Annotated in this window: 17 protein-coding genes and 9 pseudogenes; 11 read left to right on the top strand and 15 right to left on the bottom strand. The window is 58.9% G+C overall.

Features of this window, described 5'->3' with window-relative positions:
• Positions 1 to 188: 188 nt before the first annotated feature.
• Positions 189 to 1,653, top strand: a pseudogene (locus tag ACZ89F_RS23960) (DUF4158 domain-containing protein); the annotation flags it as partial.
• A 205-nt stretch (positions 1,654 to 1,858) separates the two neighbouring features.
• Here the strand turns inward: ACZ89F_RS23960 and ACZ89F_RS23955 are convergent.
• Together ACZ89F_RS23955 and ACZ89F_RS23950 are read right to left on the bottom strand one after the other, a co-directional pair.
• A pseudogene (locus tag ACZ89F_RS23955) lies at positions 1,859 to 1,945 on the bottom strand (hypothetical protein); the annotation flags it as partial.
• A 439-nt stretch (positions 1,946 to 2,384) separates the two neighbouring features.
• Positions 2,385 to 2,540, bottom strand: a pseudogene (locus tag ACZ89F_RS23950) (IS6 family transposase); the annotation flags it as partial.
• Between the two features lie 117 nt (positions 2,541 to 2,657).
• Here ACZ89F_RS23950 and ACZ89F_RS23945 point away from each other — a divergent pair.
• Both ACZ89F_RS23945 and ACZ89F_RS23940 read left to right on the top strand, forming a co-directional pair.
• Positions 2,658 to 3,557 carry a hypothetical protein gene (locus ACZ89F_RS23945; RefSeq protein WP_476094496.1) on the top strand — a complete coding sequence of 300 codons (900 nt, stop codon included), beginning with the start codon at positions 2,658 to 2,660 and terminating at the stop codon, positions 3,555 to 3,557.
• 253 nt (positions 3,558 to 3,810) lie between these two features.
• Positions 3,811 to 4,008 (top strand): hypothetical protein, encoded by a 198-nt coding sequence (locus ACZ89F_RS23940; RefSeq protein ID WP_476097480.1) that lies wholly within the window; start codon positions 3,811 to 3,813, stop codon positions 4,006 to 4,008.
• A gap of 11 nt (positions 4,009 to 4,019) precedes the next feature.
• Here the strand turns inward: ACZ89F_RS23940 and ACZ89F_RS23935 are convergent.
• Positions 4,020 to 5,473: pseudogene (locus ACZ89F_RS23935) on the bottom strand (ISKra4 family transposase).
• 1,863 nt (positions 5,474 to 7,336) lie between these two features.
• Here ACZ89F_RS23935 and ACZ89F_RS23930 point away from each other — a divergent pair.
• The 3 genes and pseudogenes from ACZ89F_RS23930 to ACZ89F_RS23920 form a co-directional block, all read left to right on the top strand.
• A complete protein-coding gene (locus ACZ89F_RS23930) occupies positions 7,337 to 7,513 on the top strand; it encodes a hypothetical protein (protein ID WP_476094495.1) in 177 nt (58 codons plus the stop codon).
• A 623-nt stretch (positions 7,514 to 8,136) separates the two neighbouring features.
• Positions 8,137 to 8,328, top strand: coding sequence for a hypothetical protein (locus tag ACZ89F_RS23925; protein ID WP_473489902.1), 192 nt, complete (start codon positions 8,137 to 8,139; stop codon positions 8,326 to 8,328).
• 747 nt (positions 8,329 to 9,075) lie between these two features.
• A pseudogene (locus ACZ89F_RS23920) lies at positions 9,076 to 9,375 on the top strand (ProQ/FINO family protein); the annotation flags it as partial.
• A 35-nt stretch (positions 9,376 to 9,410) separates the two neighbouring features.
• Here ACZ89F_RS23920 and ACZ89F_RS23915 read toward each other — a convergent pair.
• The 9 genes and pseudogenes from ACZ89F_RS23915 to ACZ89F_RS23875 form a co-directional block, all read right to left on the bottom strand.
• Positions 9,411 to 9,668: a hypothetical protein gene (locus ACZ89F_RS23915; RefSeq protein WP_476094494.1), complete on the bottom strand. Its 258-nt coding sequence runs from the start codon at positions 9,666 to 9,668 to the stop codon at positions 9,411 to 9,413.
• Between the two features lie 397 nt (positions 9,669 to 10,065).
• Positions 10,066 to 10,500: pseudogene (locus tag ACZ89F_RS23910) on the bottom strand (TCP-1/cpn60 chaperonin family protein); the annotation flags it as partial.
• A 574-nt stretch (positions 10,501 to 11,074) separates the two neighbouring features.
• Positions 11,075 to 11,785, bottom strand: a complete 711-nt coding sequence (locus tag ACZ89F_RS23905; protein WP_476094493.1) for a sulfotransferase family 2 domain-containing protein — start codon at positions 11,783 to 11,785, stop codon at positions 11,075 to 11,077.
• 428 nt (positions 11,786 to 12,213) lie between these two features.
• Positions 12,214 to 13,104: an ABC transporter ATP-binding protein gene (locus ACZ89F_RS23900; RefSeq protein ID WP_476094492.1), complete on the bottom strand. Its 891-nt coding sequence runs from the start codon at positions 13,102 to 13,104 to the stop codon at positions 12,214 to 12,216.
• Positions 13,101 to 13,889, bottom strand: coding sequence for an ABC transporter permease (locus ACZ89F_RS23895; RefSeq protein ID WP_476094491.1), 789 nt, complete (start codon positions 13,887 to 13,889; stop codon positions 13,101 to 13,103). The genes ACZ89F_RS23900 and ACZ89F_RS23895 overlap by 4 nt, the downstream gene beginning before the upstream one ends.
• Positions 13,879 to 14,661 carry an ABC transporter permease gene (locus ACZ89F_RS23890; RefSeq protein ID WP_476094490.1) on the bottom strand — a complete coding sequence of 261 codons (783 nt, stop codon included), beginning with the start codon at positions 14,659 to 14,661 and terminating at the stop codon, positions 13,879 to 13,881. Before ACZ89F_RS23890 ends, ACZ89F_RS23895 begins: the two co-directional genes overlap by 11 nt.
• A 102-nt stretch (positions 14,662 to 14,763) precedes the next feature.
• On the bottom strand, positions 14,764 to 15,849 hold the full coding sequence (locus ACZ89F_RS23885) for an ABC transporter substrate-binding protein (protein ID WP_476094489.1): 1,086 nt from the start codon (positions 15,847 to 15,849) through the stop codon (positions 14,764 to 14,766).
• A 23-nt stretch (positions 15,850 to 15,872) separates the two neighbouring features.
• Positions 15,873 to 16,802, bottom strand: coding sequence for a TauD/TfdA dioxygenase family protein (locus tag ACZ89F_RS23880; protein ID WP_476094488.1), 930 nt, complete (start codon positions 16,800 to 16,802; stop codon positions 15,873 to 15,875).
• A 354-nt stretch (positions 16,803 to 17,156) separates the two neighbouring features.
• Positions 17,157 to 17,609: pseudogene (locus ACZ89F_RS23875) on the bottom strand (isocitrate lyase/phosphoenolpyruvate mutase family protein); the annotation flags it as partial.
• Between the two features lie 50 nt (positions 17,610 to 17,659).
• Between ACZ89F_RS23875 and ACZ89F_RS23870 the strand changes: the two are divergent.
• Together ACZ89F_RS23870 and ACZ89F_RS23865 are read left to right on the top strand one after the other, a co-directional pair.
• Positions 17,660 to 18,268 (top strand): CDP-alcohol phosphatidyltransferase family protein, encoded by a 609-nt coding sequence (locus tag ACZ89F_RS23870; RefSeq protein ID WP_476094487.1) that lies wholly within the window; start codon positions 17,660 to 17,662, stop codon positions 18,266 to 18,268.
• Positions 18,269 to 18,275: 7 nt separating this feature from the next.
• Positions 18,276 to 18,374 (top strand): annotated as a pseudogene (locus ACZ89F_RS23865) (IS5/IS1182 family transposase); the annotation flags it as partial.
• A gap of 66 nt (positions 18,375 to 18,440) precedes the next feature.
• Here the strand turns inward: ACZ89F_RS23865 and ACZ89F_RS23860 are convergent.
• Both ACZ89F_RS23860 and ACZ89F_RS23855 read right to left on the bottom strand, forming a co-directional pair.
• The gene (locus ACZ89F_RS23860) at positions 18,441 to 18,791 is read right to left on the bottom strand and encodes a hypothetical protein (protein ID WP_476094486.1); all 351 of its coding nucleotides are present in this window, start codon (positions 18,789 to 18,791) and stop codon (positions 18,441 to 18,443) included.
• 120 nt (positions 18,792 to 18,911) lie between these two features.
• Positions 18,912 to 19,268, bottom strand: a pseudogene (locus ACZ89F_RS23855) (TCP-1/cpn60 chaperonin family protein); the annotation flags it as partial.
• 464 nt (positions 19,269 to 19,732) lie between these two features.
• Between ACZ89F_RS23855 and ACZ89F_RS23850 the strand changes: the two are divergent.
• Together ACZ89F_RS23850 and ACZ89F_RS23845 are read left to right on the top strand one after the other, a co-directional pair.
• A complete protein-coding gene (locus ACZ89F_RS23850; RefSeq protein WP_476094318.1) occupies positions 19,733 to 19,903 on the top strand; it encodes a hypothetical protein in 171 nt (56 codons plus the stop codon).
• A gap of 523 nt (positions 19,904 to 20,426) precedes the next feature.
• Positions 20,427 to 20,726, top strand: a complete 300-nt coding sequence (locus ACZ89F_RS23845; protein WP_476094485.1) for a DUF982 domain-containing protein — start codon at positions 20,427 to 20,429, stop codon at positions 20,724 to 20,726.
• A gap of 883 nt (positions 20,727 to 21,609) precedes the next feature.
• Here the strand turns inward: ACZ89F_RS23845 and ACZ89F_RS23840 are convergent.
• Positions 21,610 to 22,329 (bottom strand): hypothetical protein, encoded by a 720-nt coding sequence (locus ACZ89F_RS23840; protein WP_476094484.1) that lies wholly within the window; start codon positions 22,327 to 22,329, stop codon positions 21,610 to 21,612.
• A gap of 497 nt (positions 22,330 to 22,826) precedes the next feature.
• Here ACZ89F_RS23840 and ACZ89F_RS23835 point away from each other — a divergent pair, with 497 nt between their 5' ends.
• Positions 22,827 to 25,169: a S9 family peptidase gene (locus tag ACZ89F_RS23835; RefSeq protein WP_476094483.1), complete on the top strand. Its 2,343-nt coding sequence runs from the start codon at positions 22,827 to 22,829 to the stop codon at positions 25,167 to 25,169.
• Positions 25,170 to 25,235 lie beyond the last annotated feature (66 nt).

Raw genomic sequence — 25,235 nt, 5'->3', positions numbered from 1 at the left:
AAGAATCGCATGGGAAGGCCATGATCACAAGCCTATTGCTGTCTTTGGTTGATAAAGGCCAGACACGCTAAGGTCGAACGAAGCGCGAACACGCAGATCTGTAGATGAAGCCACTGGGCTGGTTGAAAGCCTCCGGCCGATGGCGAACCACTTCCCCTTGGAATTTAGTGTGCCGAGGGAGAAGGCGAGTGGGTAGAAGACGGCTTGTCAGTTCAAAGGAAGCGGCGATACTTCTGGGCATAGCGACGGACGAGGATAGTCTGATCCGTCACTTTACACTGGACCCGGCAGATAGATTGGAATGCGAACTCCGCCGGCGACCGCAGAACAAGCTGGGCTTCGCCGTTCAACTCTGCACGATGCGACAAACGGGTCGGCTCTTGTGGGACAACGAGCAGCCACCCGCGGCTGTGATCGACTATCTTGCGGATCAGCTTGGTATCGACGCGCGCCTCTACGCCTTCTATGCACATCGAGTACAGACGCGCTTCGATCACAGCCGATCGTTGGTGGCTTACCTTGGTCTCCGGACTGCATCTAGAGACGATCGCCGCGCCGCACTTGTGGCTGCAATCGTGCGGCGGCCAATGGCGATCACGGGTTGCCGATCGCGACAGCAGTCATTGCCGAGTTCCGGAAACGAAACGCACTCCTGCCCTCGCTGCATTCCATCGAGAAGATCGGCCTCGGCGGTCGTGCGATAGCTCGCCGACGGGCTGAGAAAGAACTCGTCGAAGGTATCCCGCCCGATCGGCTTACATTTTTGGACAGGCTGTTGGAGGTTGACCCGGCCCTCGGCCAGACGCGCTTTCATTGGCTAAGAGCGCCGGATGCACCGCGTGCTTCGAACCTGATTGGGCTGACCGAACGGATCGCCTTTTTGCGCACGCTGGAGATCGATCCGAAATTGCAGATGCGCATATCCTCCGGACGGTGGGATCAGATGATCCGTGAGGGCAACGCCACACCGGCATGGCTGGCCAACGACTTCAGTACCAGCCGTCGACACGCCCTGATCGTGGCGCAGATGATCAAGCTCGGCCAGAAGCTCACAGACGATGCAGTGTCGATGTGCGTATTTCGCAAAAGCCGGACAGGGGTTCCGCTAATTCCCGGACAGTTGTGGAGTGCACCATCAAGCCTGAGCTTGAGTCGATGGTCGAAGACAATGAGGCGTCACCCTTGACCTTGGCGGCAGACCATTATGCGACCGTCAACAAATACGCCGGTGCGTTCCTACAGGGCGTTCACGTTCCGCTCAGCGCGCCGCCACGACCCGCTTCTTGCGGCAATTTCGGTCCTGAAATGCCTCTATGCCAAGAAGCGTCGGACACTTCCGGATCGCGTCCCGGTCACTCACCTTAGCCAGTCCGATCGAAAGCTCATCTTCGGCCAGGACAAACCTGATCATCGCCTCTATGATATTGCGACGCTCGCGGCTTTGCGGGACCGGCTTGGATCTGCGGACATTTGGGTCGACGGCAGCCGATCCTTCCGGCGATCGACGAGCACCTTATGCCGCGGTCAACATTCACCTCCATGAAGGAGGAGGACCGCCTTGGACTGGGCGTCCAAGGTGACGGCGCGCAGTGGCTTGCCGAAGCGCGTCAGATGCTCGACTTCAACCTGAAGCGTCTTGCGCACAGAGCGCGGCCAGTGCAGAGGTCATCAAGACTCTGGTGTGGCCCGTCGCGATCTTCCGGAAATGGAAATCGAGGGTGCGGTTATCACCATTCCAGCGGCATCCAACAGATGCAATCAGAGGCCACGATGAGGGCCGCAACGATGGCAGGGCTCAATCGGATATCTCTGCTGCAGGAGCCGATCGCGGCGGCGATGGCCGCCAAGCCCGCCTCGAAAGGCGGCTTGCAGCTTCGTGCCTGAGATCGTGGAAATGCAGATCTTCGATTTTCAAGTCGCGGCAGGCTCGTCGGAAGGCGGTTCCGGCCGCCTTGTTGCGGGACCGCCACCCAGCGGAAACATCTAGATCTCCATCGGCAGCACCGCGTATGGAGATCGTTATTCGCAATCGCTCCTGGGCGGCATTAATCCCGATCTCTCATTGCGGTGGGTTGTGTATTGTTAAGAGTTGTTAAGGCGCAACGGCCTGGCGCTCGCCGGAAGCGCTGGTCGGCGCCACTACCACCTTAGCCGCTGAAAGAGATTTTTTCTGAAGCTTCCTGCGCAGTTGGCACGAGTCTTGATGTTCTCATTGCACGGCGGCGATCTGCCTTCCGACAGTCGACCTTGACTGATCTGCATGTTCTATAAGGAGAAAACGATGAATACCGATATGTCTGTATATGGCGTGACTGAGCTACAACAGCGCCGCAGTTCTCAGCGCGTTCATAGCCAGACAAAGTGAGATCGCCGTGCGGACAGTTTCAGACGGGCTGGCCGGTGACGGCTTTCAACTGGGCCATGGCTTGCAGTCGGTGATTGCGAATTTGGTTGGCAGAAAGTTTTGTGTGATCTGGAACGAAGAGATTGCGAACGGCGGAGAACAGCGAAACAAAATGTTGCAGGCTCCCGATTGATCGACCATGCACTCTTCTGTACGTCAGCTTGTTGTCAGCTCGCTCGCTTACCCTGCTAACAGGTCTTAAGTAGACCGATATTGACTACAGTGCAGTACCGTCGATAGGAGAGCGAATCGCGTGTATAGCAGAATCACTATTTCATCCAGCCAATCTACAAGCGCAGGCCATGCCGATGAATCGGAGCCGGCAGCAGATAATCAGAGGTTTACGGAATCGCTTGCACGCGCGGGGACTGGTTCGTCGTCGGCGACACGGCCGTATTCCCTCACCTCCGAACCTCCTAGACGATCACCTGAGCAGGGTTCTGGTGAACGCCGTTACTCTAACCCGCTAAGCGGCCTTAATGAGCAATCAGTTGTTAAAATTCATAGCGAATGCAATGCTGATGAATTAGGGCTTAGTAGTTACGGCTATCGAAAAGTAAACGTTAGAAGCAGCACATTAAAGAACCTTCAGACAGCATCTCAAGTATTACGAGAAGTGAGACATATGATCCCATATGGCCCTGGAAATCAGGAGGCAAATGTGATTGCGTCAAACGGTGAAGCCTGGGCGCGCGCCTCTGTTGCTCGTCAGCGATCGAGCGAGGGCAGAAGTAGTACTGTTTTAGAATACGCTCGTGCAGGCGCGGAAGCACAAGGCGGTGCTTGCAAAGAGCATGCCAGTCTTGCCTACGCTGCACTTTCGACGCGCGTAATTGATGCCCCCGTCATGCAAGTGAGCGATGCAGGTGTTGATCATGCCTATTCGTTAATTGGCGACCCAAGAGATTCCCGATATGGTGAACGCAATACCGTAGTAGTAGACCCATGGGTCCGATTTCCTAGCCCTACAACCCTTGCCGAAGCAGGGGGGATGCAATATTCACCTGGGAACATAGCAGCCCAAAGGCCACTGAACTCGCTTCCAGATTCGGAAGCAGTTGATATTTTGAGCGATGTTCAGCAAGTGAGTATTGCGGAAGTCAATCAAATGCTCGTTCAAAATTGGATGCCGGCCATCGGGGCATCTTCTTGAATATATTGATGAAAATGTCAGGCCGCGAACACACTTATACGATATACGCAGATCTACCGACCCGAGTACAAAGTACTCAAGTAGTCGTCTAAGTGGGAGCAAAGCCGTAGATAAAATGACTAGTGTTGCAGTCAATCAAGAAAAAAATGGTAGTCAAAAATTATTACAGAAGTATGAGGAGTAATTTAAGGTAGGTCTGAACAACTCCTGCTGATCCTGCGACAATCGCACCGAACCCAACCGGACGACGACGATGCAGCTTTCCGGTACTGTCGCCTTAACATTTTCGGCGGTATTTACCGGCATGAGCTCGAACCCGCCGACCGATGTTACGACGCAACGCTACAAGCGTCATCGTTTTCCCGCTGAGATCATAGCGCATGCGGTGTGGCTCTACTTCCGCTTTCCGCTGAGCCTGCGTCATGTAGAAGATCTGCTGGGAGACCGGTAACTTCTCTGGGGTTAGGCGGCGCGCAGGAGAGGCGGTTTGGGCTTGAATAGTGGTGGCACGTTCGGCTCTGGCTGTCGGAACGGTGCCCGCAATCGATTGCGAAGCTCGCCGTTGAGATCTGCCGTCCTGACCTGCATAAGCATGTGAGCACCGTGGAGCGACCACCGCATCTGCTGTTTCTTGACCATCCTGCCGACAAGTGAATTCACCGCCGATTCAGCCAGAGTCGTTGCGACGCGAAGGCCGGCTTGGTAGCGCTTGCCATAGTTGACGATCGCGCCGCGGTTCGAACGGATATAGGTCAGGAGCTGCAAGCCGAGGCTTTGAAGTCGGGCGACGGAGAACTCGCTGTCTCCCTGCGAAGCCTTCACCCTCTCCAAGAGTTGCTCCAGATCGGTGATCGCGCGATCGACCCGCCCATGCCACAGGCGCCACTTCACCGCTCTGATGTCAGGTCGATTGCGGGAAGCGCTTCAGAGAGACCCGATCGGGATCGAGCCATATGATCGGCGATCTGCTGCATCGGCTGGACCTTCATGGCGATGTGGAACCAGTCGATGATGTGGGCCTCGGCTTCGGCATTGCGCGGGGTAGCCGCTTCAGGATTTCGGCGCCGTCCGAAATCACCGTCACATCGCCAAAGCCGCGATAGCCTACTTCCCGAAGGGCATGAAGGGCGCGATCCCGGATTGCCCGTTGGTCGGTGCTGCCGGTCACGAAATAGCGACCGCCGCCTTCGCCCCGCCCGCCGCGGCCGCATCGGGCCACAACGAGCTCGAAGTTGCGCGCGGAATTGGAATCGGCGCTGCGAACATGCGCAGTATCGATGCTGATGACGAACTCTTTGCGTCGATCGCCGGGAAGCTGCATTTCAAGCTGGCGTCGTTCGTCCGTTTGCGCCTTGCGTGCAATTCTTCCTCAGCAACCTGATCGTCGAGCCGTTCGCCAATCCTGATGGTTCGCTTGCGCACGGTGGCATGCGTCTCGGTCGGCTCAACGGGCAGGAATTCGGCAAGCACTCTCGCAGCCTGCCGGTACGGCATCATGCTCCCCAGCCGCGCCGTCAGTTCCATCAGCTCGGATGTCGCTCGATCCGGGCAGATCTCCCGCAGCGGCGCAAAGGCATCGACCATGCCTGGGTAACAATCCCGACACAGCATCCAACGAGGATTGCGCACCTCCACGATGCCAAAGACAGTCCGGATCCGTCGCGTCGTGTAGTCCTTGACCGGCCGTAACCTGTGGCAATCCGGGCAGACCCGACGAAAGAGGGAATACGTCTCCGCCTCATGGTTCACGACCGCGCTCTGCAGCGCCGCCATGATGGTCTTGCTGTCCTCGATCGACAGGCCGAGGTCGCCGTCAAACAGACGTTCCCAGCTCTTGTCGATGCGGACCGCCTCTTCCGGCAAACGTCACCAAACTCGTTCCTGCCCTCGATCGTGATCGTCCATTCCACCGCCATCGCTTTCCCTCCGAACAAAGCGGCGCTCATGGACTACGCGGGCCTAACAACCTGTATTCGACCCCAGAGAAATTACCGGTCTCAAGTTAGGGACGGTCATCAGGTGGGACAATCTCATTCGGCGTATGGCAGAATAGCGCACACAAATAGGCACTAGCGGGGCAGTAACTGAGCTCCCAAAGCTTCGGTTTTTGGATCATGTTTCTCCTGATTTAACTGAGAGCGTGGGCCGGTTCCCTACGACCACTAGTCTGGCAGACGGGCGCCTCCGGGTTCGCGATGAGCGCATCATCCTCCAACTGTCCCAGAGCTTTGCCACCACGTCTACGAATTCGCCCGAGCTCTTGTGACGGTCGGCGTGGGTTGGATATCGGTCAAAGCCGAAATTCAACGCCGTGACCCGATCATTGGCCAGACACGCTTTCATTGGCTGCGATCGGCGCCGGATGCGCCTGGTGCCTCAGCCAACTGGCCAAAGCTCTTCGGGAACTCGGCCGCATCGAGCGGTCGCTCTCCAAGATCGAATGCTATTCGAGTCCCGCATTGCGCCGGCGATCTCAGGCCCGGTCGTCCTGATGGCTATGAGAGCAACGGTTATGTGAAACGCGGTCGCAAACCCGGCAGGCCGCCGGTTCCACCCGGCTTGAGCAAGCGCCCACTCAGTCGCCCCTACCGGAAGTCGGGCGCGCCATTCGTGGACGTCGATCTGCGGCTGACGGAGAGTGACAAGAATCGTATCGCCGATGTCGTCACGTGGCTGAGCGAGTATCGGATCCCGCTGCGGCCGACGCCGGCCAACGAAGCTAGTTCGAGCGGCGGCTCTCTAGTCTAAGCCGAGGGATGCCTGACTGAACGGCACCCGATCGGGCTGCGCAATCCCGACCAGCTGACGCCCGATCGGGCGCTCTCGTTGTGGCCGTCCCCACCGCCATATAACATTCTACTTTGCTGGCGCCCCGACATTAGGACACCGGCCGGCGCTAGCCGCCCTGCGTCGAACTGCGCCTGGTCAAGACCAGCGCGGCCTCGCGCGGAAGCGGGTCACAGGGTCGGGGCATGTCGGGATGCGTTCGCAGACAGTGCAGTGTTCTGCAAGTCAACAGCTCCTATATTGAGATGGCAGCGCCTCACGGTAGCGCGGGTTCTGCCGGCCGCATCGACCGCCGCGCCCCCGCCAGATCGAGCGGCGTAGAGCCTCCAACATTGGGTTCGCGGTGCCGCTGTCCTAGCCAGCGACGGTCGTGTTCGTCATCCCCGCGGTTCGCGTGCATCCGCCGCTGGCCCATCTAATGCGCGCTTCGCCCTGCGGGACAGCAGACAGCGAAGCCGCCATGGCCGCGAACATCTCGCAATGGCGGCTCGATTCCAGGTCCCACCCGCCACTTTTGCGGGGTGATTCGTGCAGGTGCCGGCGTGGGATCTTGCCATCCATCCCCTGACCGCATCATTGCCATCGTCCTCCTTCAGCCGGCCGAGCCTCCCGACGCCGGATCGCTTATGACGATACTCTCTGAAGAACAGTCTCTTTTAGAGAGCGTGACGGTCTGCGCCGTCTTACCGAGTTTCAGCCTTTGCCATCGCCTCCTGCCCCCCTGCCGCGCGTCACTCTACCCTGCTCGCATCGCCTTACCTCACGCGGGAAAGAATGTCGTTAACGTCATCCTGTGCGGCAAATGTCACAGCGATAAGACAGAACGCAGAAACGCCATAATGGCGTCCTGCCAAGCAATGGGCGTCGAGGATGCCGAGGCCTCAGTCATCCTGGGTTCGATGCCTGCAAGCGGGTCGGCTCTTTACCGGCCTACCCTGGCGCTCGCGCGCCGGCAACGTCGCCACGGTTACCTCCGATGTGGAGAAGCTGTCATGTCGCAATCCGCTGTCGGTCAGGACTGGCACACGGCCAACAAGGCGCGTTCGGGGCTGACACCGTCAAGCTCGGAGGGCATTCCTAGTCAAGTCGTTGCAGCTCCCGTCGGCTTTATAAAATCGGTGACCGGCTTAAGAAGGTTCCTGATCGCCGCACTGGGACATTATTCCTGACCCGCTCAATTGGATCAGGCTACCCTAACGACACAAAAAGACTCGGCACAATCTGGGTGCCGGGTCTTTAAGGTCACATGTGATTGGGCAGGTGCTGTGACGCTTCTTGGCTACGCCCCGCATGATTAACGAGCCGTTAACGGCAAAGGCATTGCGCGCCACGCTTATCGGCTGACGGCTGTCGTGTGCTTGGTAGCACGTGCGAAGGGGCTGGTTCATGCAAGCTGCGGCGTTTCCGCGGCCATTCCAAAAACTCGATCGCGCCTGCGACAATCTCCCGCACGAGGTAGGACCCATGCTTCCACGGTGGTCAGGTCATTCGCGGAGGAGCACTTCCCGGTATCGGCCGCCGACCGAACATAGCGGTAGCGGCCGATGCGAGGTTCAATAACGACCATCGCGTAAAACGTGCGACATTTCATGACGGCGCACACAACGAAACCCCTATTGCAGAGTCAACTGGGCCCGGCCGGCGACATAATCAAGGGGCTCTCGTATAGCAAGCCGGTGTTTGGTTTCTCCCGGATCATTTGCGATTTAAATCAAATGCGCCTGTGGATATTGACCATTGCGCGACCCTCACCTCGTAGACGGCTAACGCGGGCGGCAACTGAGAGGGTCATATGACAAGCGATTTTTCCGCCGCGCGAGTGCATCTAGATCGAGCGTATCATTACCTTCGCGGCGATGACCCGATGAGCCGGAGGGGGCGCGAAGCCTTGGATCTGCTGATCGAGGCGGTTGCTGTCGAAGAGTTCAAGCAGCCGCGCCAAAACGCGGAGGTGCTAACGTTTCCGATTGAGCGCCGCTTCTGAGGCTATCTCCATTGTGGCAACCATGAACATGGTGTGCAAACACCCTCAGAATACTGCCCGTCCAGGCATGAGCCGGGTCGGGCAATCGAATGGGACCCGAAGCGGGTCGCTCACAGCCATTCGAATTGAGCTGCCTCGGCTGAAGGTTCCCTCATCGTCCATCGGCGGCAGCTATTCCGGAATGGCCACCGCACTGCAGGTTGCTCCACGCCCGACGCCGGGTTCTCGTGATCGACGCCGGACTGCGGCGGAACCGTTTTACCTGCCATTCGTATGGTTTCTGGTCCTAGGACGGCATCGATCCGGCCGAGATCGCGAACGGTCGCGTGAGCAGCTGTCGCGCTACGAGACGCTCGCCTGGTAGAACGGAACGGACGGGTGAGGGGGAGCCGCGACGCTTTCGGCGTCCTACTCGTCGACGGGCGCTTGTCGGAGGGCCATCGAGTCTTCGCTACCGGCGTTTCAGATACGCTGCCGAGGGCTAATGGGCTGGCGGAGATATAGGGCAAGAGACCCGCTGACCCTACTGCTATGAACTCGATCGGGGACGGCTCGGCGTGATTGGTGCCGATCCTGCTCGGTCCACCAGCAAAGTCGTCTGCCCGAATGAGGAGGCGCCCTGCTGCTTCGCCCTGCGGGACGAATGCCCTTTTTCCACAATCATGCATATATCAGTGCTAGGAAGGTCCGAATCGAAAACGAAAACAACCGGGCGAAGCTTATCATGTTGAGCGCTAGCCGAGGCAAATCAAATCGCCTGCACAGCTTTTCCGCTATCTATCGTCCAAGTGGCCTGCGGCGTTCAATCCGAAAGCGCCCAGGCCGCTCAAGATCGGCATTCATCATGACATTCGGGTGCTTGACGGCGAACTGCCTGATGATGAATTGAGGAGAGCCCTGCTCGCCTATACCAGGATGGCCAAATACTTGGCGAGACTGGATGCCGGCGCCGCACGGATCGATCTCGATGGCAAGCCGGCCGGCGTGGTCTCGGATGCGGACGCGGCGACCGCCAAGGCTTTGCTTTGCTCCCGCAAGCACAAGCAAGAGACCAGGCAAACGCCGGAGCCAAGGGCAGAGCCTCAAGCGCCACCCAAACCAAAACCGAAGCGAAGCGCCGTGTTCAAGGCGAAGAATACGGCCGACAGCCCGACCGGCATAGTCGTTGAGACGAAGCGTCGCCGGTCATTCCGAAAGCCGATGGCTTGATCGCCGCTGAGCGATGGCTTGTGCCGACCGGGACAGCCCCTGAGGGTCGGAGCAACATGGCGCCCCGTGCCGATCCGAATTGCCGCGATCGCAATGGAGCTGACGCATTCGTGCGCGAAGTGGTCGGTCATCCCTTCTTCGAGATGAACGAAGGCCGGACGCTATTCCGATGGTCGTTCTGGCACCGCTGCGACCGTTATCGTTCGGGATGGCAGACACGTCGATGCCGGTCCAGATTGACTGTGGCCGCCTCACGAGCCTACGCTTCTGTTTGATATCGACGACAAGCGGTCCAGGCCGATCGCACGGTTTTCGCCACCGCTCCCACATACTCTTGAACGGCTTTCGAATAAGCCACGATGCCAGCGGCTCTCCGCGCCCCCGGCCCGCGCTTGTCCTGCTTTCGCAACTATCGCTAATACGGCCATACGGCCGGCGTTCGCGCCAAATATTTTCGGCCGGATCCGACTTCAAAGAAAAGGGCGGCATCGCTGCCGCCCTTCCGGAAGCGTATGAGGTTGGGTTGGATTAGAAGTCCATGCCGCCCATGCCGCCGCCGCCCATGCCGCCAGGCATGCCGCCGCCAGCCGACTCCTTCTTCGGAGCCTCTGCGATCATGGCTTCGGTGGTGACGAGCAGGCCGGCGACCGAGGCCGCGTCCTGGAGAGCGGTGCGCACGACCTTGACCGGGTCAACGATGCCCATGGCGATCATGTCGCCATAGTCGCCGGTCTGGGCGTTGAAGCCGAAGGTCGCGCCCTTGTTCTCAAGGATCTTGCCGGCAACGATCGAAGCTTCGGCACCGGCGTTGGCCGCGATCTGGCGGGCCGGAGCCTGCAGTGCGCGACGAACGATGGCGATACCGGCCTCCTGGTCGGAGTTTGCGCTGGTGGCCTTAAGAGCGCTTGAAGCGCGCAGCAGGGCAACGCCGCCGCCGGCAACGATGCCTTCTTCCACGGCCGCGCAAATCGGCACGGAAGGCTGGCCCCCATTACGGCGCATCTCAATGCCTAAGCGCGTTTCGGCCGTAAGCTCTGGGCCGACTTTTGTGTCTTATTTGGAATGTGAAATTATGTGAAGTTAACGGCCGAGCAGTCGGCCGGAATCGACGGCCAGCCGAACAGTCTTGAGCTTTTTGCAATTCATCCCTAACCTGTAGTTGCATCGCCAAAAGGAGCGCTCATCGCTTCGGCAGGCACTTGCAGACCATGATCGGAATGTCGTCTTGAGACGATATTCCCCTCGGGTTCGGGTAGCCTATCGAAGCGAAATCATGGGGCAAGAGCATTTTCCACTGACCCTACTGTCTTGGCAATGAACTCGACCGGGGACGGCTCGGCGTGATTGTTACTGGATCCTGCTCGCTGCAGCAGGCGCTTTGCGTGACACGCCGAAACACCTTTGTCTGGAATTTAACCGAGCACGATCTCGTCGACTCTGCCAGAGCTTGGCCACCTTATTGCTCGGACACAGTAGCGCACCACCCAGGCGATTCACGTTTTACTTTGATGCCTCTCGTGGCGTAAGCTGCATAAAGTCAAATTTTGGCATATCCAAAGAGATCGAAATCAGATTTGAACAATTGGTTTATTCTAGAAATACTTGACGCAGACATCTGCGCTGCGTACCTATATCGATCTCCTACGGGAAATTGTTTAGATACGTTTTGGTTGATCTGTTCCGGAACATCGATGTCCACGAGGCGGCAGAATGCAGCGAAATCAGCTTCGAATTCTTCGACCTTCCCAACGAAGTCGACTGCCTGCATGGCATTATAGTGGGTCCAGTAGTTCGCCGGGTGTATAGGCAGGTTCGTATTTCGCCCCACCTCGAAAACTTCGTAATCCTGCAATAGCTGAATCCAAAGGTCGAAGTCATAGCGCGCCTCAAATAGTTTAGTTTGATTCTCGGACAGCTGTTTCATTACTAAAGCTTTTATCCATTCGGCTGGGAATTCAAGCGACGGTTGAAGGTTAATATCACGCTGTAACTGCAAGAACCCCGAGTAAGCCCTGTCGTATGGATTTCTGACAAACGCGGCAACCCTGTAGCCTAACCTACTTTCAGGGAGCGATGCGAATTCGGCGTAGGTAATGTGTTGATGAACTACACGGTTGAGAAATGGGTTAAAGTGGAAAAAACGGCTGTACGGGCTTTCATTGAGAGCCTCAAGACGAGCATGCGCGGTTGAGCTGGCCGTTTTCCACGGCGCGAGCAGCACGAAGTTGTGCTGATGTGAGATAATCATGGACCTTATTGACTCCGATCCCGAAGGTGACCCGGCTGTGATAGCTGATTCCACGTACAGGTCCAGCCCGGAAGCGAAGAGGCGGCAGTCGCACAACGCAGCCGCGCTTCGATAGTGTTGGGCCATTCCGATGGTGTGCTGGCACTTCTCTCTTCTTCACCTCGGTCACGGGCCGACAGCGGACCCCCGCTACGCTCGGCGACAACCCGCTCCTTCTCCCCCTCGCTCCAACTACTAAATTATTTTCGCCATCCCAGTTGTGCATTTCTCAAACCGGTGGCACTCGGCGGCGGCCTGAATCAGGTAAGAGGAGCGGTTTGCTTCGACCTCGATCTTCGCTCGCCGCGCCTTCCTTCGCCGACGCGTCCAGAAATCTTGTCTCGAGCAGAGGAATTGTCTGTCCTTGTGGTTGGCGATGAGGAAGCGGCTCAGCTCATAGCTGATCGGTAAATCGCCGGCGCGGTCGGCTTACACTTTTTCACCGAGATTACTCCGCCGCCTCCGGCTTGTTTCGGCATCTGGCGTGCCGCGGCACCGACGCCCAGAAGTCCGAGAACCTTGTCCCGCAGACGGATGAACTCCGGGCTCGAGCGGTCCAACCGCGCTGGCTCGGGAATAGAAAGGATGGTGGCAATGCGGCCGGGATGGGGCTGCATGACCACGATCCGATGCCCGAGATGAACCGCCTCGTCAACATCATGAGTGACCAGCAGCGCCGTCGTGCCGTCCTGTTGAACGATGCGTTTGAGTTCACCCTGCAGCCTCAAACGCGTCAAGGCGTCCAACGCGCCAAGCGGCTCGTCAAGGAGCAGGAAACGCGGCCGGTTGACGAGCGCGCGCGCAATGGCAACGCGCTGCGCCATTCCGCCCGACAGCTGCGCGGGGTAGACCTTGGCAAATTGCGTCAGGCCGACGAGTTCGAGATGCTGGCGCACGGCTTCCTGCTTCTCGGTCCGCGACAGCGGACTGCGGCGAAGAGCGGCTGCGACATTTCCGTCGACTGTGAGCCAGGGCAACAGCCTGTGATCCTGGAAGACAATCGAGCGATCGAGACCTGGCCGATGGACGCGCGTGCCGTCGAGAAAAATATCCCCGCCGTAGTCAAGATCCAGGCCGAGAATAAGCCGCAGCAGGGTGGACTTCCCGCAGCCTGAGGCTCCCACGATGGTGACGAATTCGCCATGCCCGACGGAAAGGTTGACGTCAGCCAGCACCTTCACCTGTCGCCCGGCGACGGTGAAGCCTTTGTCGAGCCCGCGAATTTCAAGGGCAGGCGCCACGTTGGCCTGGAAGGCGGACGATGGGGATATCTGGATCATCTCGTTCTTCTCCTGAGTAACCACGTTTCCAGCCAGTGCGCCGAACTGTTGTAGAAGAGGCCAATCAAGGCCAGGAGGATGATGCCGAGAAAGAGCAGATCCATCTCGAAGAGCTGGCTCGCCTCATTCAACCGGCCGCCGATTCCGGGCGTCACATTGAGAAACAGTTCCGAGCCGAGCGTGGCGAGCCAAGCGTAGATCAGGCCGGCATGCAGGCCAGTGAAAATGGCCGGAAGGGCGCCAGGCAGGGCAACGAGACGGACAAAGTCGATCCGGCTGAAGATCAGCACGTTCGACAGCTCCCGATAGGCCGGCGGCAGTCCTCTCACGCCCTGCCAAGTGTTGATGAGGACCGGTTGGAATCCGGCGACGGCGATGAAGGCGATCTTTCCCGCATCCGCGCCGCCGAACCATACGGACAAGAGCGGTACCCAGGCGAAAAGCGCAATCTGGCGAAAAGCCAGCAAGGTTGGGCCGACGATCCTCTCCACCGTGCGTGAAAAGCCGAGCAACAGGCCGAGGAAGAGCCCTGCCGTTGCGCCAATCGCGAAGCCGGTGAGGTTTCGTCGCAGGCTTTCACCGATATCGAAGGCGAGCGTCCCGGTGGTGAACTCCGTTCCGGCGCGCGCGGCGACAGCCTCCGGCGAGGGGAGGAAGCGAGGATCGACCCAGCCGAAGCGGACGGCCGCCAGCCAGAGCAAGAAGACAGCCCCGAAAGCTGCAAACGGGCGCCAGTGGCGTGCCACGTTTCGAAGCGGCCGGGCGGGCAAGGTGTCAGCGGCCATGGGGTGCCTCCGTCTTCCAAGGCTGGACGAAGCGTTCGAGGTATTCGAGAATGGCGTTCAGCGACAGGCCGATCGCCGCGATGACCAGCATGGCGACGATGACAAGTTCCAGCTGGAAAAGCTGGCGGCCCCAAGTCATCAGATAGCCAAGCCCTTCGAACGACGCGAACAGCTCGACAATCACCAGGCTCTGCCAGGCGGCGGCCAATCCTTCGCGAAGGCCGGTGAACAGCGACGGCAGCGCGGCCGGCAGGACAATTGCCGACACCCGCTGCAACGGTGTGAAATTGAGGACGCGACCGAGTTCCACAAGGTTCGGGGAGATAGTGGCGATACTGCGTGTGGTCGCCAATATCACCGGTATCGCCGTCGACCACGCGATGCAGACATATTTGAGCTCCTCGTCGATGCCGACGAACAAAACGAGGAGCGGCAGCCAAGCCAGCGTGTTGACCTGTGCAACGGCGGTGAAGACCGGCCAGACGAATGCTCTGATCCCGGGCAGGAGCCCGAGGGCCGCCCCGGCGAGGAGACCCGACAGCGCGCCGATTGTGAAACCGACGGCGACGCGCCGCAGGCTCTGAACGGTGTGCTCGATGAGCGACCCATCACGCCACAGCTCGACGACCATTGCCCAAACCACCTGGGGAGCAGGCAGGATCTGCTCTGGAAGCCAGCCGAGTCGCGCGGAAACTCCCCACGCGAATAACAGGACAAGTGGCAACGAGATCGCGTAGGCCACGTCGGTCAAAGCCGGCAACAGGTTGGTCAATCTTTGCTTTACAGGCCGAGGGGCCGAAGCGGTCAAGGTCATCTCTCGCCCTCATTGACAAAGGACCGCCGGCGCCGGTAGCGCGGGCGGCTCTATCGAGATTCAGTTGGTCTGCTTCTTGTTGAGATCGCCGAGCTTGGCGATGTTGCCGTCGGCGTCGTAGCTTGACCAATAATTCTCCAGCTTCAGCTCCTTGAGCGCCTGTTGCAGGTATTTCGGCTCCAGCCAGTTATCAACGTCGACGTCGCCCTTGATCAACCCATAGGCCCTTGCCCGCGCAACCTGGTCCTTGTAGCGGGCGATGACGAAGTCATCGATCAGCGGGTTGAGGCGGTTTGCGAGCGTATCGCCCTCGATATCCGCTTCGAAGGCGTCCTTGGGGAAGCCCGACAGAGCCCAACCATCGAAGACCTCATCCTTGTTGGCCGGATCGGAGGCGAAGGCCGCGGCCTTCACGAAAGTGGTGACCACGCGCTGCGTCACATCAGGATGGGCCTGTTCGAAGGCGGTGGTGACCAGATAGGACGTATTCCGCCCGAGTGTCGGATCGTCTCCCTTGGTCGTGTAGACGATCTTGACGATCCCCTTCTTCGCCAGCGCCAGATATTCCGGACCGCCAAACACGGCATCGACATTGCCGGAGGTGAGTGCCGGTATGGCAGCGTTGGTGTCGAGGTTGATGAAGCGGACGTCCTTCTCCGTGAGACCGTGGACCGACAAGACGCGATCCGTGGCGAGTTGCAGATTGGTCCCCTTGAACAGCGCGACCTTCTTGCCTTTCACGTCGTCGATCGATTGGATATCGCTGTCGGCCGGTACGGCGAGATAAATCGGCTCATGCCGGCTGGTGGCGAAAACGAACTTGTGATCTAGCCCGCGTGACCGGCCGACAATCGCCGGCAGGTCACCGAGCAGGAAGAAATCGAGCTGTTTTGCCGCAACGGATTCGTTGACCGCCGGACCGGCGCCGCGGAAGAATGTCCACTCAATCTTCATGTCCTTGTCTGCGGCGAATTCCTTCTCGATGAGTTCCCGGGCCCGCGCATAGGATGTCGCATCCCCCAGCGAATACTGCCTGTTATCAAGGCCAACACCGGGGTGGCCGAAGCGGATCGTCAATTCCTCGGCTGAGACTGAGCCGACGGAGGTGAGAAGTGCGGCAAGCGCCGCGACGATGTGAAGTTTCATGGTCTTTCCCCCTGTTCGGCCGCTCAGGCGGCCTTCGCGGCTGGTTTGGCTGCCTTGACATGGATCACGCTGCGGCGGCCGTCGACACTGACCGGAACGTCCCCGTCAACGGTTGCGCGGCGCACGACCCGGTGCTGGTCGCCATAATCGTTGACCGCATAATGCTGGGTGGCACGGTTGTCCCATATGGCAACATCACCTGCCTGCCAGCGCCACCGCACGGTGTTTTCCGGGGCGGTGACGTAGGACTGGAACACCTCGTAAAGCTTTACAGAATCGCTCTTCGACAATCCGACGAGGCGCTGGACGAAATTGCCGAGCAGCAGCGTCCGTTCTCCGGTTTCCGGGTGGACGCGCACGACCGGATGCTCGGTTTCGTAGATCGTCGAGGTGAAGACTTCCTCGAAGTGCTTCTTCTCCTCAGCGGTGGCGCGCGGGCGCACGGCCGCGTAGTCGTAGGCATTGCTGTGGATCGCCCAAAGATTGTCGGCCAATAGCTTCAATGGCGCCGGCAGGCTGTTGTACGCGGCGTGGGTGTTGGACCAGATCGTATCGCCTCCCGCTAGCGGAATGACAACGCCGCGCAGAACCGAGAATTTCGGATAGGCATCGACGAAGGTCACATCGGTGTGCCACTGGTCCGCCCTGCCGCCGCCGCGACTGGAATCGAGATTGAGGATCGAGGCGGTGCCAGCAATCGGACCCTGTGTGGGATGAGGGACAAGGTCACCCAGACGGCGGGCGAACAGTTCCTGTTCCTCATCGTCGAGATGCTCCTGTTTGCGGAAGAAGATGACCTTGTGCTTCAGAAGAAGCTGGTTGATGGATGCTATGGTCGCGTCCGACAGATCTCCACCAAGGCGGATGCCTCTGATTTCGGCTCCGACACGACCGGTCAGCGGCACAACGTCCGACTCGGGGATGATCTGATTGACAAGGACTGGATTGCTCATGGGATTCTCCTGGGTGATCTTGAAGAAGACAGCAAGTCGCATCCGCCAGCGCGACGTCCGCTGGCGTTGAAAGTCTCGTGGCGAAAAGTCGACAGAGCTATGGAATAGAACAATCTACAAAATCCATAGACAGAATTTTCTAAATAGTTGCGGTCCCGCGAAACAGCAGCCTCATTCCTGTGCTGCGGCTCATGAATTCTCTCAAACTGCCATTCTGCGAACAGGGCCGGCCTCGATCATCAATCTTGTCGGAAGCGGCATCGGTGTTGCGCTCTTTTCGAACGCACATTGCCGCTCAAGCGCTGGAATGTCACATTCTGCCTGGTTCGCGGCCCCTGGCACTCCGATCCGATATCGAAGCAGCGATTCGTCCAGGCCATGGCCGCCGATTAGAGCTTCGATACGGGCAACTAGGATAAAATCGGATCAGGTCGTGCCTCTGACAGCCTTAAGAAGGCCGGAGAATTCGTCAATATTGGCCAGCGGATGTCTGTTGCCGAGGAAGGAGTTCATCTTGGGAAGCCCTTGTCCTCGAGGCAAATGCCGGCGGCGCCACGCTGCTGGAGTTTCCTGGCGCCTAGATGCATCTTTGCTAATCCACTTCGCCGTCGACGAGGACCGGAATGGGTCGCATCCACCATGCGTTAGACGACGTCGACGACCTGCGTCCAGCTCGCTTCGTTGGCATCCCGGTAACCGAGAGCTGAGGAGATCGAAAGCCCGGAAGCCCAGAGGCCTTGAACCCGGCGCGTTCGGCGATCGCCGCGGAATGACGTCATGTGCTTCCATCAGAAAGGCCATGTTCATGACGGCACGGGAAATCGCATGCTGACGACCAAGTCTGGGAGAGTGAAAAAATGCTTCGCTACCTCGTTGATCCCCCCAATGCCATCACCACGGTCGGGCTATTGTGCTCCTCGATTGCTCTCTATTTTGCGTTGGCGGGGCAGATCGAGCTGGCGGTCGGCGCTGCTTTGTGGGCCGTCCTCGCGGATCACCTGGACGGGGTAGTCGCTAGGAGAACCCGAAACCGCTCGCCGGACATGGCGAAAATGGGCAAGAGCCTCGACGGTTTCGGCGACATCATCTATGGCGCCATCCTTCCCGCGACCGTCGTCGTGCAGTTAAATGGCGCGTCCCTCGTCTCCTTCTTCGTCGCCACGGCGCTGTTGCTCGCCGGCGCCATTCGCCTGGGCTATTTCGCGAACTTCGGAAAGTCCGATGATGGCCGGTTTTTCGGTGTGACGCTCTCCTACGACATTCCTTTGATGGCAGCATTGGTCCTCGTCCAACCCTTCATGTCCTCGGGGACGTTCCTGCCAGCCGTGAACATCGTCTTCGCTCTTTTGAGCGCTTCCCACGTCGCCTCGGTTCGCGTGCCGTCGCCGAACAGGGCCATGTACCTGGCGATCACGCTCTTCGCGGTGATTGCGTCGGTTATCCTCATTCACCGGGGGGCAATTTGATGCCGCGTGGCAGACGGTCTACTGGTGGTTCCGGCGCTTTGTACGGGTGATGCTGTTTCACACGATCCACAACACCGCCCTGATGGACGACCGCGAGCGGGCCGGGCACAACCTGATCCGGAAAGGCGCCCGCGAGGCTCTGAAGGGTAGACCGCTGGCCAAACCAAGCGCCCTATTCGCAAACCACACGGTATCGCTTGCCGGGCTCGCTGAAGTTCTTGCAGACAAGCGGCTTGTGCGGCTCATAAGAGGAAAGCGGAGGACTTGCGATCCGCGATGCGCGTCTGTTTGATGTCTTGTGACTTGCCGTACGGCGCGGTTCGAGCCTTTCCGCCTCCTGCGGCGCAACCGGAAACACGCTGGTTTCGATCTGTGGCTGCTGCAGGTGGGGCGGCTCTTTGTCAAAGAATCGCCTGGCATCAAGCGGTCTCGGAATAATCACCGTACCATCATCGCTGCGCGCGCAGCCGCTACCCAACAGTAAAGCCAGCCCCACGAAAAAGGGCAGAATCCGTTCAAGCATAAGCACCAACCTTGGCGGGCATATACCCCGTCTTGCGAGTCACTGACAACCGGCGGAATGGGCACGAAGAAGGGGCGGCATTGCTTGCCGCCCTTTCCAAATTGTCGAAATGCGTGGACCTTAGAAATCCATACCGCCCATGCCGCCCATACCGCCGCCGCCCATGCCGCCTGACATGCCGCCGCCAGCCGATTCCTTCTTCGGAGCCTCCGCGATCATGGCTTCGGTGGTGACCAGCAGGCCGGCGACCGAGGCCGCGTCCTGGAGAGCCGTGCGCACGACCTTGACCGGATCGACGATACCCATGGCGATCATGTCGCCATATTCGCCGGTCTGGGCGTTGAAGCCGAAGGTCGGGCCCGTGTTCTCAAGGATCTTGCCGGCAACGATCGATGCTTCCGCACCGGCGTTGGCCGCGATCTGACGGGCCGGGGCCTGCAGCGCGCGACGCACGATGCTGATGCCAGCGGTCTGGTCGGAGCGAGGGGCGGACGAGGAGAGGGCGAAGAGCAAAATATTTTAGAATCAATATGCTGCGCGCCAAGCAGTTTTGTAGGAAATCGCCCGCGAGAGGGTCCACGATCCGGCGGTTTCGGCGTTCTTGCCGCGGTGGGTGGCGCATTTCCGCAACAGGTGCGGTCAGCCGCTACGCGTCTTTCGACTAAGCTTTGGGCCGACTTTCGTCTCTGTTTGGAATGTGAAATTATGTGAAATTGATGGCCGAGCAGTCGGCCAGAATCGACGGCCAGCCGAACAGTCTTGAGCTTTTTTGCAATTCATCCCTAACCTGAAGTTGCATCGCTAAAAGGAGCGCTTATCGCTTCGGCAGGCACTTGCAGACCATGATCGGAATGTCGTCTTAAGGACGATGTTCCCCTCGGGTTCGGGTAGCCTATCGAAGCGAAATCTTCGATTCCTTATTTCCGGAGCCCGATATCGTGATGAAATATGCAGACGTTGAACCAGACCTTAAAGACGAAGTTCCATGGTCGGACAGCCTCACCGCTTACGACAAGCAGCACGTCACGACTTACCTGAGGTTCCTGGATGCCTCCGCCGACGATGCCATTTATGAGGAGATGGCGCGGGTCATCCGCGCGAAGCCATCTTGATCGGGCGAACTGGATGATGACAACCGGTTACAAGGAGTTGTTGGCGTAAATGAGGGTGAACGGGCGGCGACACACTCTGCTTGTCAGACCTGATCACGGCGTCCGCCACAAGAACGGCATGACATCCGGGCCTGCGGGAATGCAGGCTTCCGCTGACGTCTATTCATTGTCAAACTCCGCTCCTCGTACAGGCAGAAGATTCGCTGCGCCGATGCGTCTGTGCGTGGCCATGCAGGTCAGCGGCGGCCGCTCGTCATATCTGGCCGGCGCAGCAAGGGAGAAGATGAAGCCGTGTTCTGGTGGCGGGTCAAAGCCGGACGATGTTCTAATGGTTGTTCGTCGGGACCATGAAGATATGCCCCCTGGTGAGCCACCGCAGTGGCTTGCTCGCCTACCGGGGACTTCACGCCGCTACTTTCTCTTGAAATCGTCATCGCCCTGACAAGACATTTTGCGATGGTCAACGGGTGTTGATGAGGTGCCAGTTCACGCTACTAGCTGTTCAGCAGGTCGGGAGGATCGAATGGACCCTGAGGCTTTCAGCCCGCTCTTCGTCAGACGTGCAGCGTACATAGTGCAAGAGATTGCCAGTCTCGCGGATGCTGTCGATTTCCTCAATGAATGGCCACAAGGTCGCAGAGGCCTGATCCACGAAGCCGCCCTCAAGGCGTGCTATGATGCATACGACGGGCGAAAGCCTGTAAGTGCAGCGCGCAATGCTTTTTTCGGCTTTGCGAAGCGGGCCGCCATATTGGAGGATGCAACCTCCGCCATGCAATGGCTCGCTGCCTGCAAGTCGGGCAGCGGAAAAGAACGAGCCTAAGCTCCTCCTCTCTGGCCGTCATCGACGCGTTGCTCTGCGCTAGGCGCATTTCGTATTCTTTGCGCGTGGCGGCAATCAAAGGGGCCGCGAGAGACTCATTGAGCTTGATTTCCGTCTTGCAGCTTGGGCCGAGGCGCTTCTTAAAACTTGTTTTGTAGGACGGTCGCCCGAACGGCGGCAAGCGGCATATGGGCGGAGCCGGCCGGGCTGCGGGGATCATAGGAGTTCAGGGTGGACGGGTTCAGCCTGGTTAGCCTGGACAAGGTGTTCGAGGCGATGAGGCCCATCAGCAGGGCAGGAAGGCGACATGATCGTTGTCATGGTCACGGACCGGAGAACCCATTCGCTCTGATCTTGCCCGGTGCTCCTAACATACCCTCCATTGACCCGTTGAAACCGTCATACTCCGAACTCCAGCATCGGCTTCGGTTCATGACCTCCACTTATCTGTAGAAGGTTGCGGCGTGGTAGCGGATCGTGCGTGAAGCGGCGATTGAACGCGATCTTCATGGCTTCAAGATCGAAATACAGAGCGAAGTATGCGCTCGGAAATGGCTTCGATCCACTAGCCCGCTCGTACAGCGCCAGTGACCGCGAGAGCAGCCTGTTGATCCCGTGAGACACTTGTAGACCGCTGCGGCCGTTGTGATCGCTGCCTGCCGCAAGCGCTGATGCCTGGCTTCGTCCGCCTCAGGGAATGCTCGTGCAAGATTGACGGACCAGTAGATGTTCGGCGGCAGCAACAGGTCCGCCGACCGGCTATCCGGCATGGTTGTCAGGTCCAATTCAGTCAGCTTCGGACCGCTGCGCCACTCGCTTGCTGTGCGTTCGTCGAGAGCTCCGCGGCCAGGCTGCGTACGCTGCCAATTCATTTTCGTGGCCATCAGGTGCGGACCGGATCCAGTTCGATGATCCGCTTCCGCTTCGTCCCTGACAGCCTGAACCCGCGGACCGTGATGTCGAGCGCTTTGATGGCCTTGTCGAAACCCTGGGGGATATCTTCGTCAGTCGGGATAACGAGAAACTTAGCGGAATCGCTGGCAGCAGCATGCGTCACCAACTGCCCGATTGCGGTGTAGAGTTGCTGCCTGCCGACGCCCGTTTTGATCGCATAGACTTCGGTGATCTCTCCGGCCCGACGCACGAAGCAGTCGATCAGCTGGGTGTTGTAGACCTTTTCGTCCAGCTTACGCGGCGCATGCCTTTCGGCGACGACCAAATCGACGATCTCGCTATGGTATGTCTCGTAAGCGTACGTTCCGCCGCGCCCCTCGCGCTTAGTTCCCGAGAATTCTTTGTCGTAGCTCTTGGCCTCCTCGACCCGCTTCTGCAGCTCGGCGGGATTCAGTTCACCTTCGGAAACGGCGTGCTTGAAATCCGCGACCTTGCTGACGTACCGCGCCAGACGGCCGATGAAGCCCGCGTCAGACATGTTGCCGACGGGTATGGCCTTACGGAACCGACCATCTTCGCAGAGGACTTCGATCATACGGATGTTCGCCCAGATCAGGAAGGCCTCCTGTCCAATGCCGGGACGGCCGCCGCCATCGCCGATTGGACGGCGGCCCACTTTTGGCAACCCGGCGTGCAACAGGTCAGTCACCTGGCATTGTCCGACGCCCGACGAATGTCGGACATGCGACATAGCCGGTCCGATCGATTGCCTTGTATTTAAACGGGTTTTCCTATGGCGCGCATATTGCAGGGTGTCATCCGCAAACGCGTCACGGACCACGATAGTCATGCTGAGAATGTCGAAATGTAGCCCAATGCTTTCTGCCGGGGCCTATCCGGCCATACTACAGCAGGACCTTCCAGATGCAGAAGAAGGAAGGGACCGTGATCGCCAAGTCTCAGGCGTTGAATATTTCCTGATTGTGAGCATCGAAAATTCCCGAGTTGGCGCGGATGCCAACTCTGTAATCGGTCCACCCCCCTAGTTCCTGGATGTCCTCAAAGGGCGCCCTGTCTGGTGACTCCGGCCCTGGCTGCACCCGCGTGGAGGCTCCTTCAAAGGAGACGCTCGGCGCTGCTGCAGACCGGCGATGAGACGCCAAATCCAAAAATGCGTATTCCGAAAACCGAAAGAGATAAACAGATATGTACAAGATCGGCGCTTTGACGCTCGCGCTATCAACTCACGGGGCATCGGGATCGGCAACCGCTCAGGCGCTGGCCAACGGTTCGATCGTTGTGCAGCCGCCGGTAGCGCCGGCCGATTTCGAGCGGGCACTCACGATCAACGGTCGCTATGGCGGGCTCACTGTCAATGTCCCCAAAGTGCCGTTCTGGGTGACCGGGGCCGACGCGTTCGTCTACCGCCGGACTACCCACGGCGAGCACCAGTTCATGCTGGTCGATGCTGCCACGGGTGTGAAGCGGCCCGCCTTCGATCAGGCCCGCCTAGCGGCGGCGCTAAATAAGGCGAGCCATAAGAGCTATCAGGCCGGCGATCTTCCCTTCCACCATTTCAAACTGACCGACGATGGTCGCAGGCTCGATTTCCTGATCGAGCAGGTCCGGTGGAGCTGCGACCTTGCAAGCTATGCCTGCACCAGCACCACATTGGATGTGGACGCCCCGCACTTTCAGCAGCTCAGCCACTACTACACGCCACCGGCTGAGAATAACCCCGACCAGAGGAGCGTGTCACCCGACGGCAAATGGATCGCCTATATCAGGAACTACAATGTTTTCCTGCGCAGCAAGGACGGATTGCAGGATGTCCCGCTGAGCTGGGACGGATCCGAAGGCAATTACTACGTCTTTTCGACGCTGAGCTGGTCGCCGGACTCGCGCCACCTCGCGGCTTACCGCATTCGCCCCGGCTACGAGCGGGAGATCCACTATGTCAATTCTTCGACGACGGACCAGCTTCAACCTGAATATCCCACAATGGCCTATCCCAAGCCGGGTGATGTCCTTCCGCTACCCCAGCCGGTGCTGTTCGACATTGCCGGCCGGCGCCAGATCGCGATCGACAATGCCCTGTTTTCGAATCCCTTCGAACTTTCCTCTCTCCAATGGTGGGAGGACGGCCGCGGCTTCACCTTCGAATATAACCAGCGCGGGCATCAGCTCTATCGTCTGGTCGAGGTAGATGCCGCCACGGGCCGCGCGCGCTCGCTGATCGATGAGACCAGTAAGACCTTCGTTGATTACCAGCCGCTGGTGATGAACCAGGAAGGTACCGGGAAAACCTTTCGTTACGATGTCGATGACGGGAAGGAGATCATCTGGGCGTCCGAGCGCGACGGGTACGAGCATTTGTATCTTTTCAACGGCCGGACGGGCGCACTCGAGAACCAGATCACCCGAGGTGAGTGGGTGGTCCGGGGGGTCAACTATATCGATCCGGTCAAGCGCCAGATCTGGTTCGAGGCGAGCGGGGTGAACCCGGAGGAGGACCCCTATTTCGTCCATGCCTACCGCATCGGCTTCGACGGCAAGGGGCTGACTGCACTCACACCCGAACCGGCCAACCACCATATCGAGTTCTCGCCCGACGGCCGCTATTATGTCGATCTCTGGTCGCGCATCGATCTGCCGCCGCGCATGGTGCTCTACCGGGCCAGCGACAATGCCAAACTCATGCAGGTCGAGACCGCCGACATGTCCGAGCTTGTCGCCGCCGGCTGGCGGCCGCCGCTCAGCTTCCATGTCAAGGGGCGCGACGGCAAGACTGATATCTGGGGCGTGATCCACCTGCCAGCCAACTTCGATCCGACGAAGAAATACCCGGTGGTAGAGGATATCTATGCCGGGCCACAGGGCTCCTTCGTCCCAAAATCCTTCTCAACCAGGATAGAGCCGCTCACGCAGCTAGGTTTCGTCGTCGTGCAGATCGATGGCATGGGTACCAACAACCGCTCGCGCGCTTTCCATGATGTTGCCTGGAAAAATCTGAAGGACGCAGGCTTTCCCGATCGCATCCTGTGGCACAAGGCGGCGGCCGCGAGGTATCCGTGGTACGATATCTCCAATGTCGGCATTTTCGGCACGTCCGCCGGCGGCCAAAGCGCGGTGAGCGCGCTGCTCTTCAATCCCGATTTATACAAGGTCGCGGTCGCCAACAGCGGCTGCTACGACAACCGGATAGACAACATATGGTGGAACGAACAGTGGATGGGGTGGCCAGTCGGCATTGAATATTCGCAATCCTCCGCCGTCGACAATGCTCACAGGCTGCAGGGCAAGCTGATGATCGTGGTCGGCGAATTGGACCACGATGTCGATCCGTCCTCCTCGTTCCAGCTTGCCGATCGGCTCATCAAGGCAGGAAAAGATTTCGACATGGTCTATGTGCCTGGTGCCGATCACGGTGCGCCAGGCACCTATACCCAGCGCAAACTCCTGGACTTCTTCGTTCGGAACATTCTCGGTCAGACCCCGCCCGACTGGAACACCACACCGATCGAGCTGCAAAAGGACAAATCGTTATGATGATGGCGCAGGCAGCTTCTGCCTGTAGCAATCCTCGCCCGCCTTTTGTTGCTATGATATCGCGCG

This window comes from Mesorhizobium sp. USDA 3734 (assembly GCF_056279665.1).
The sequence above is the reverse complement of the archived record's forward strand: the minus strand, read 5'-3'. Positions and strand labels throughout refer to the sequence as shown.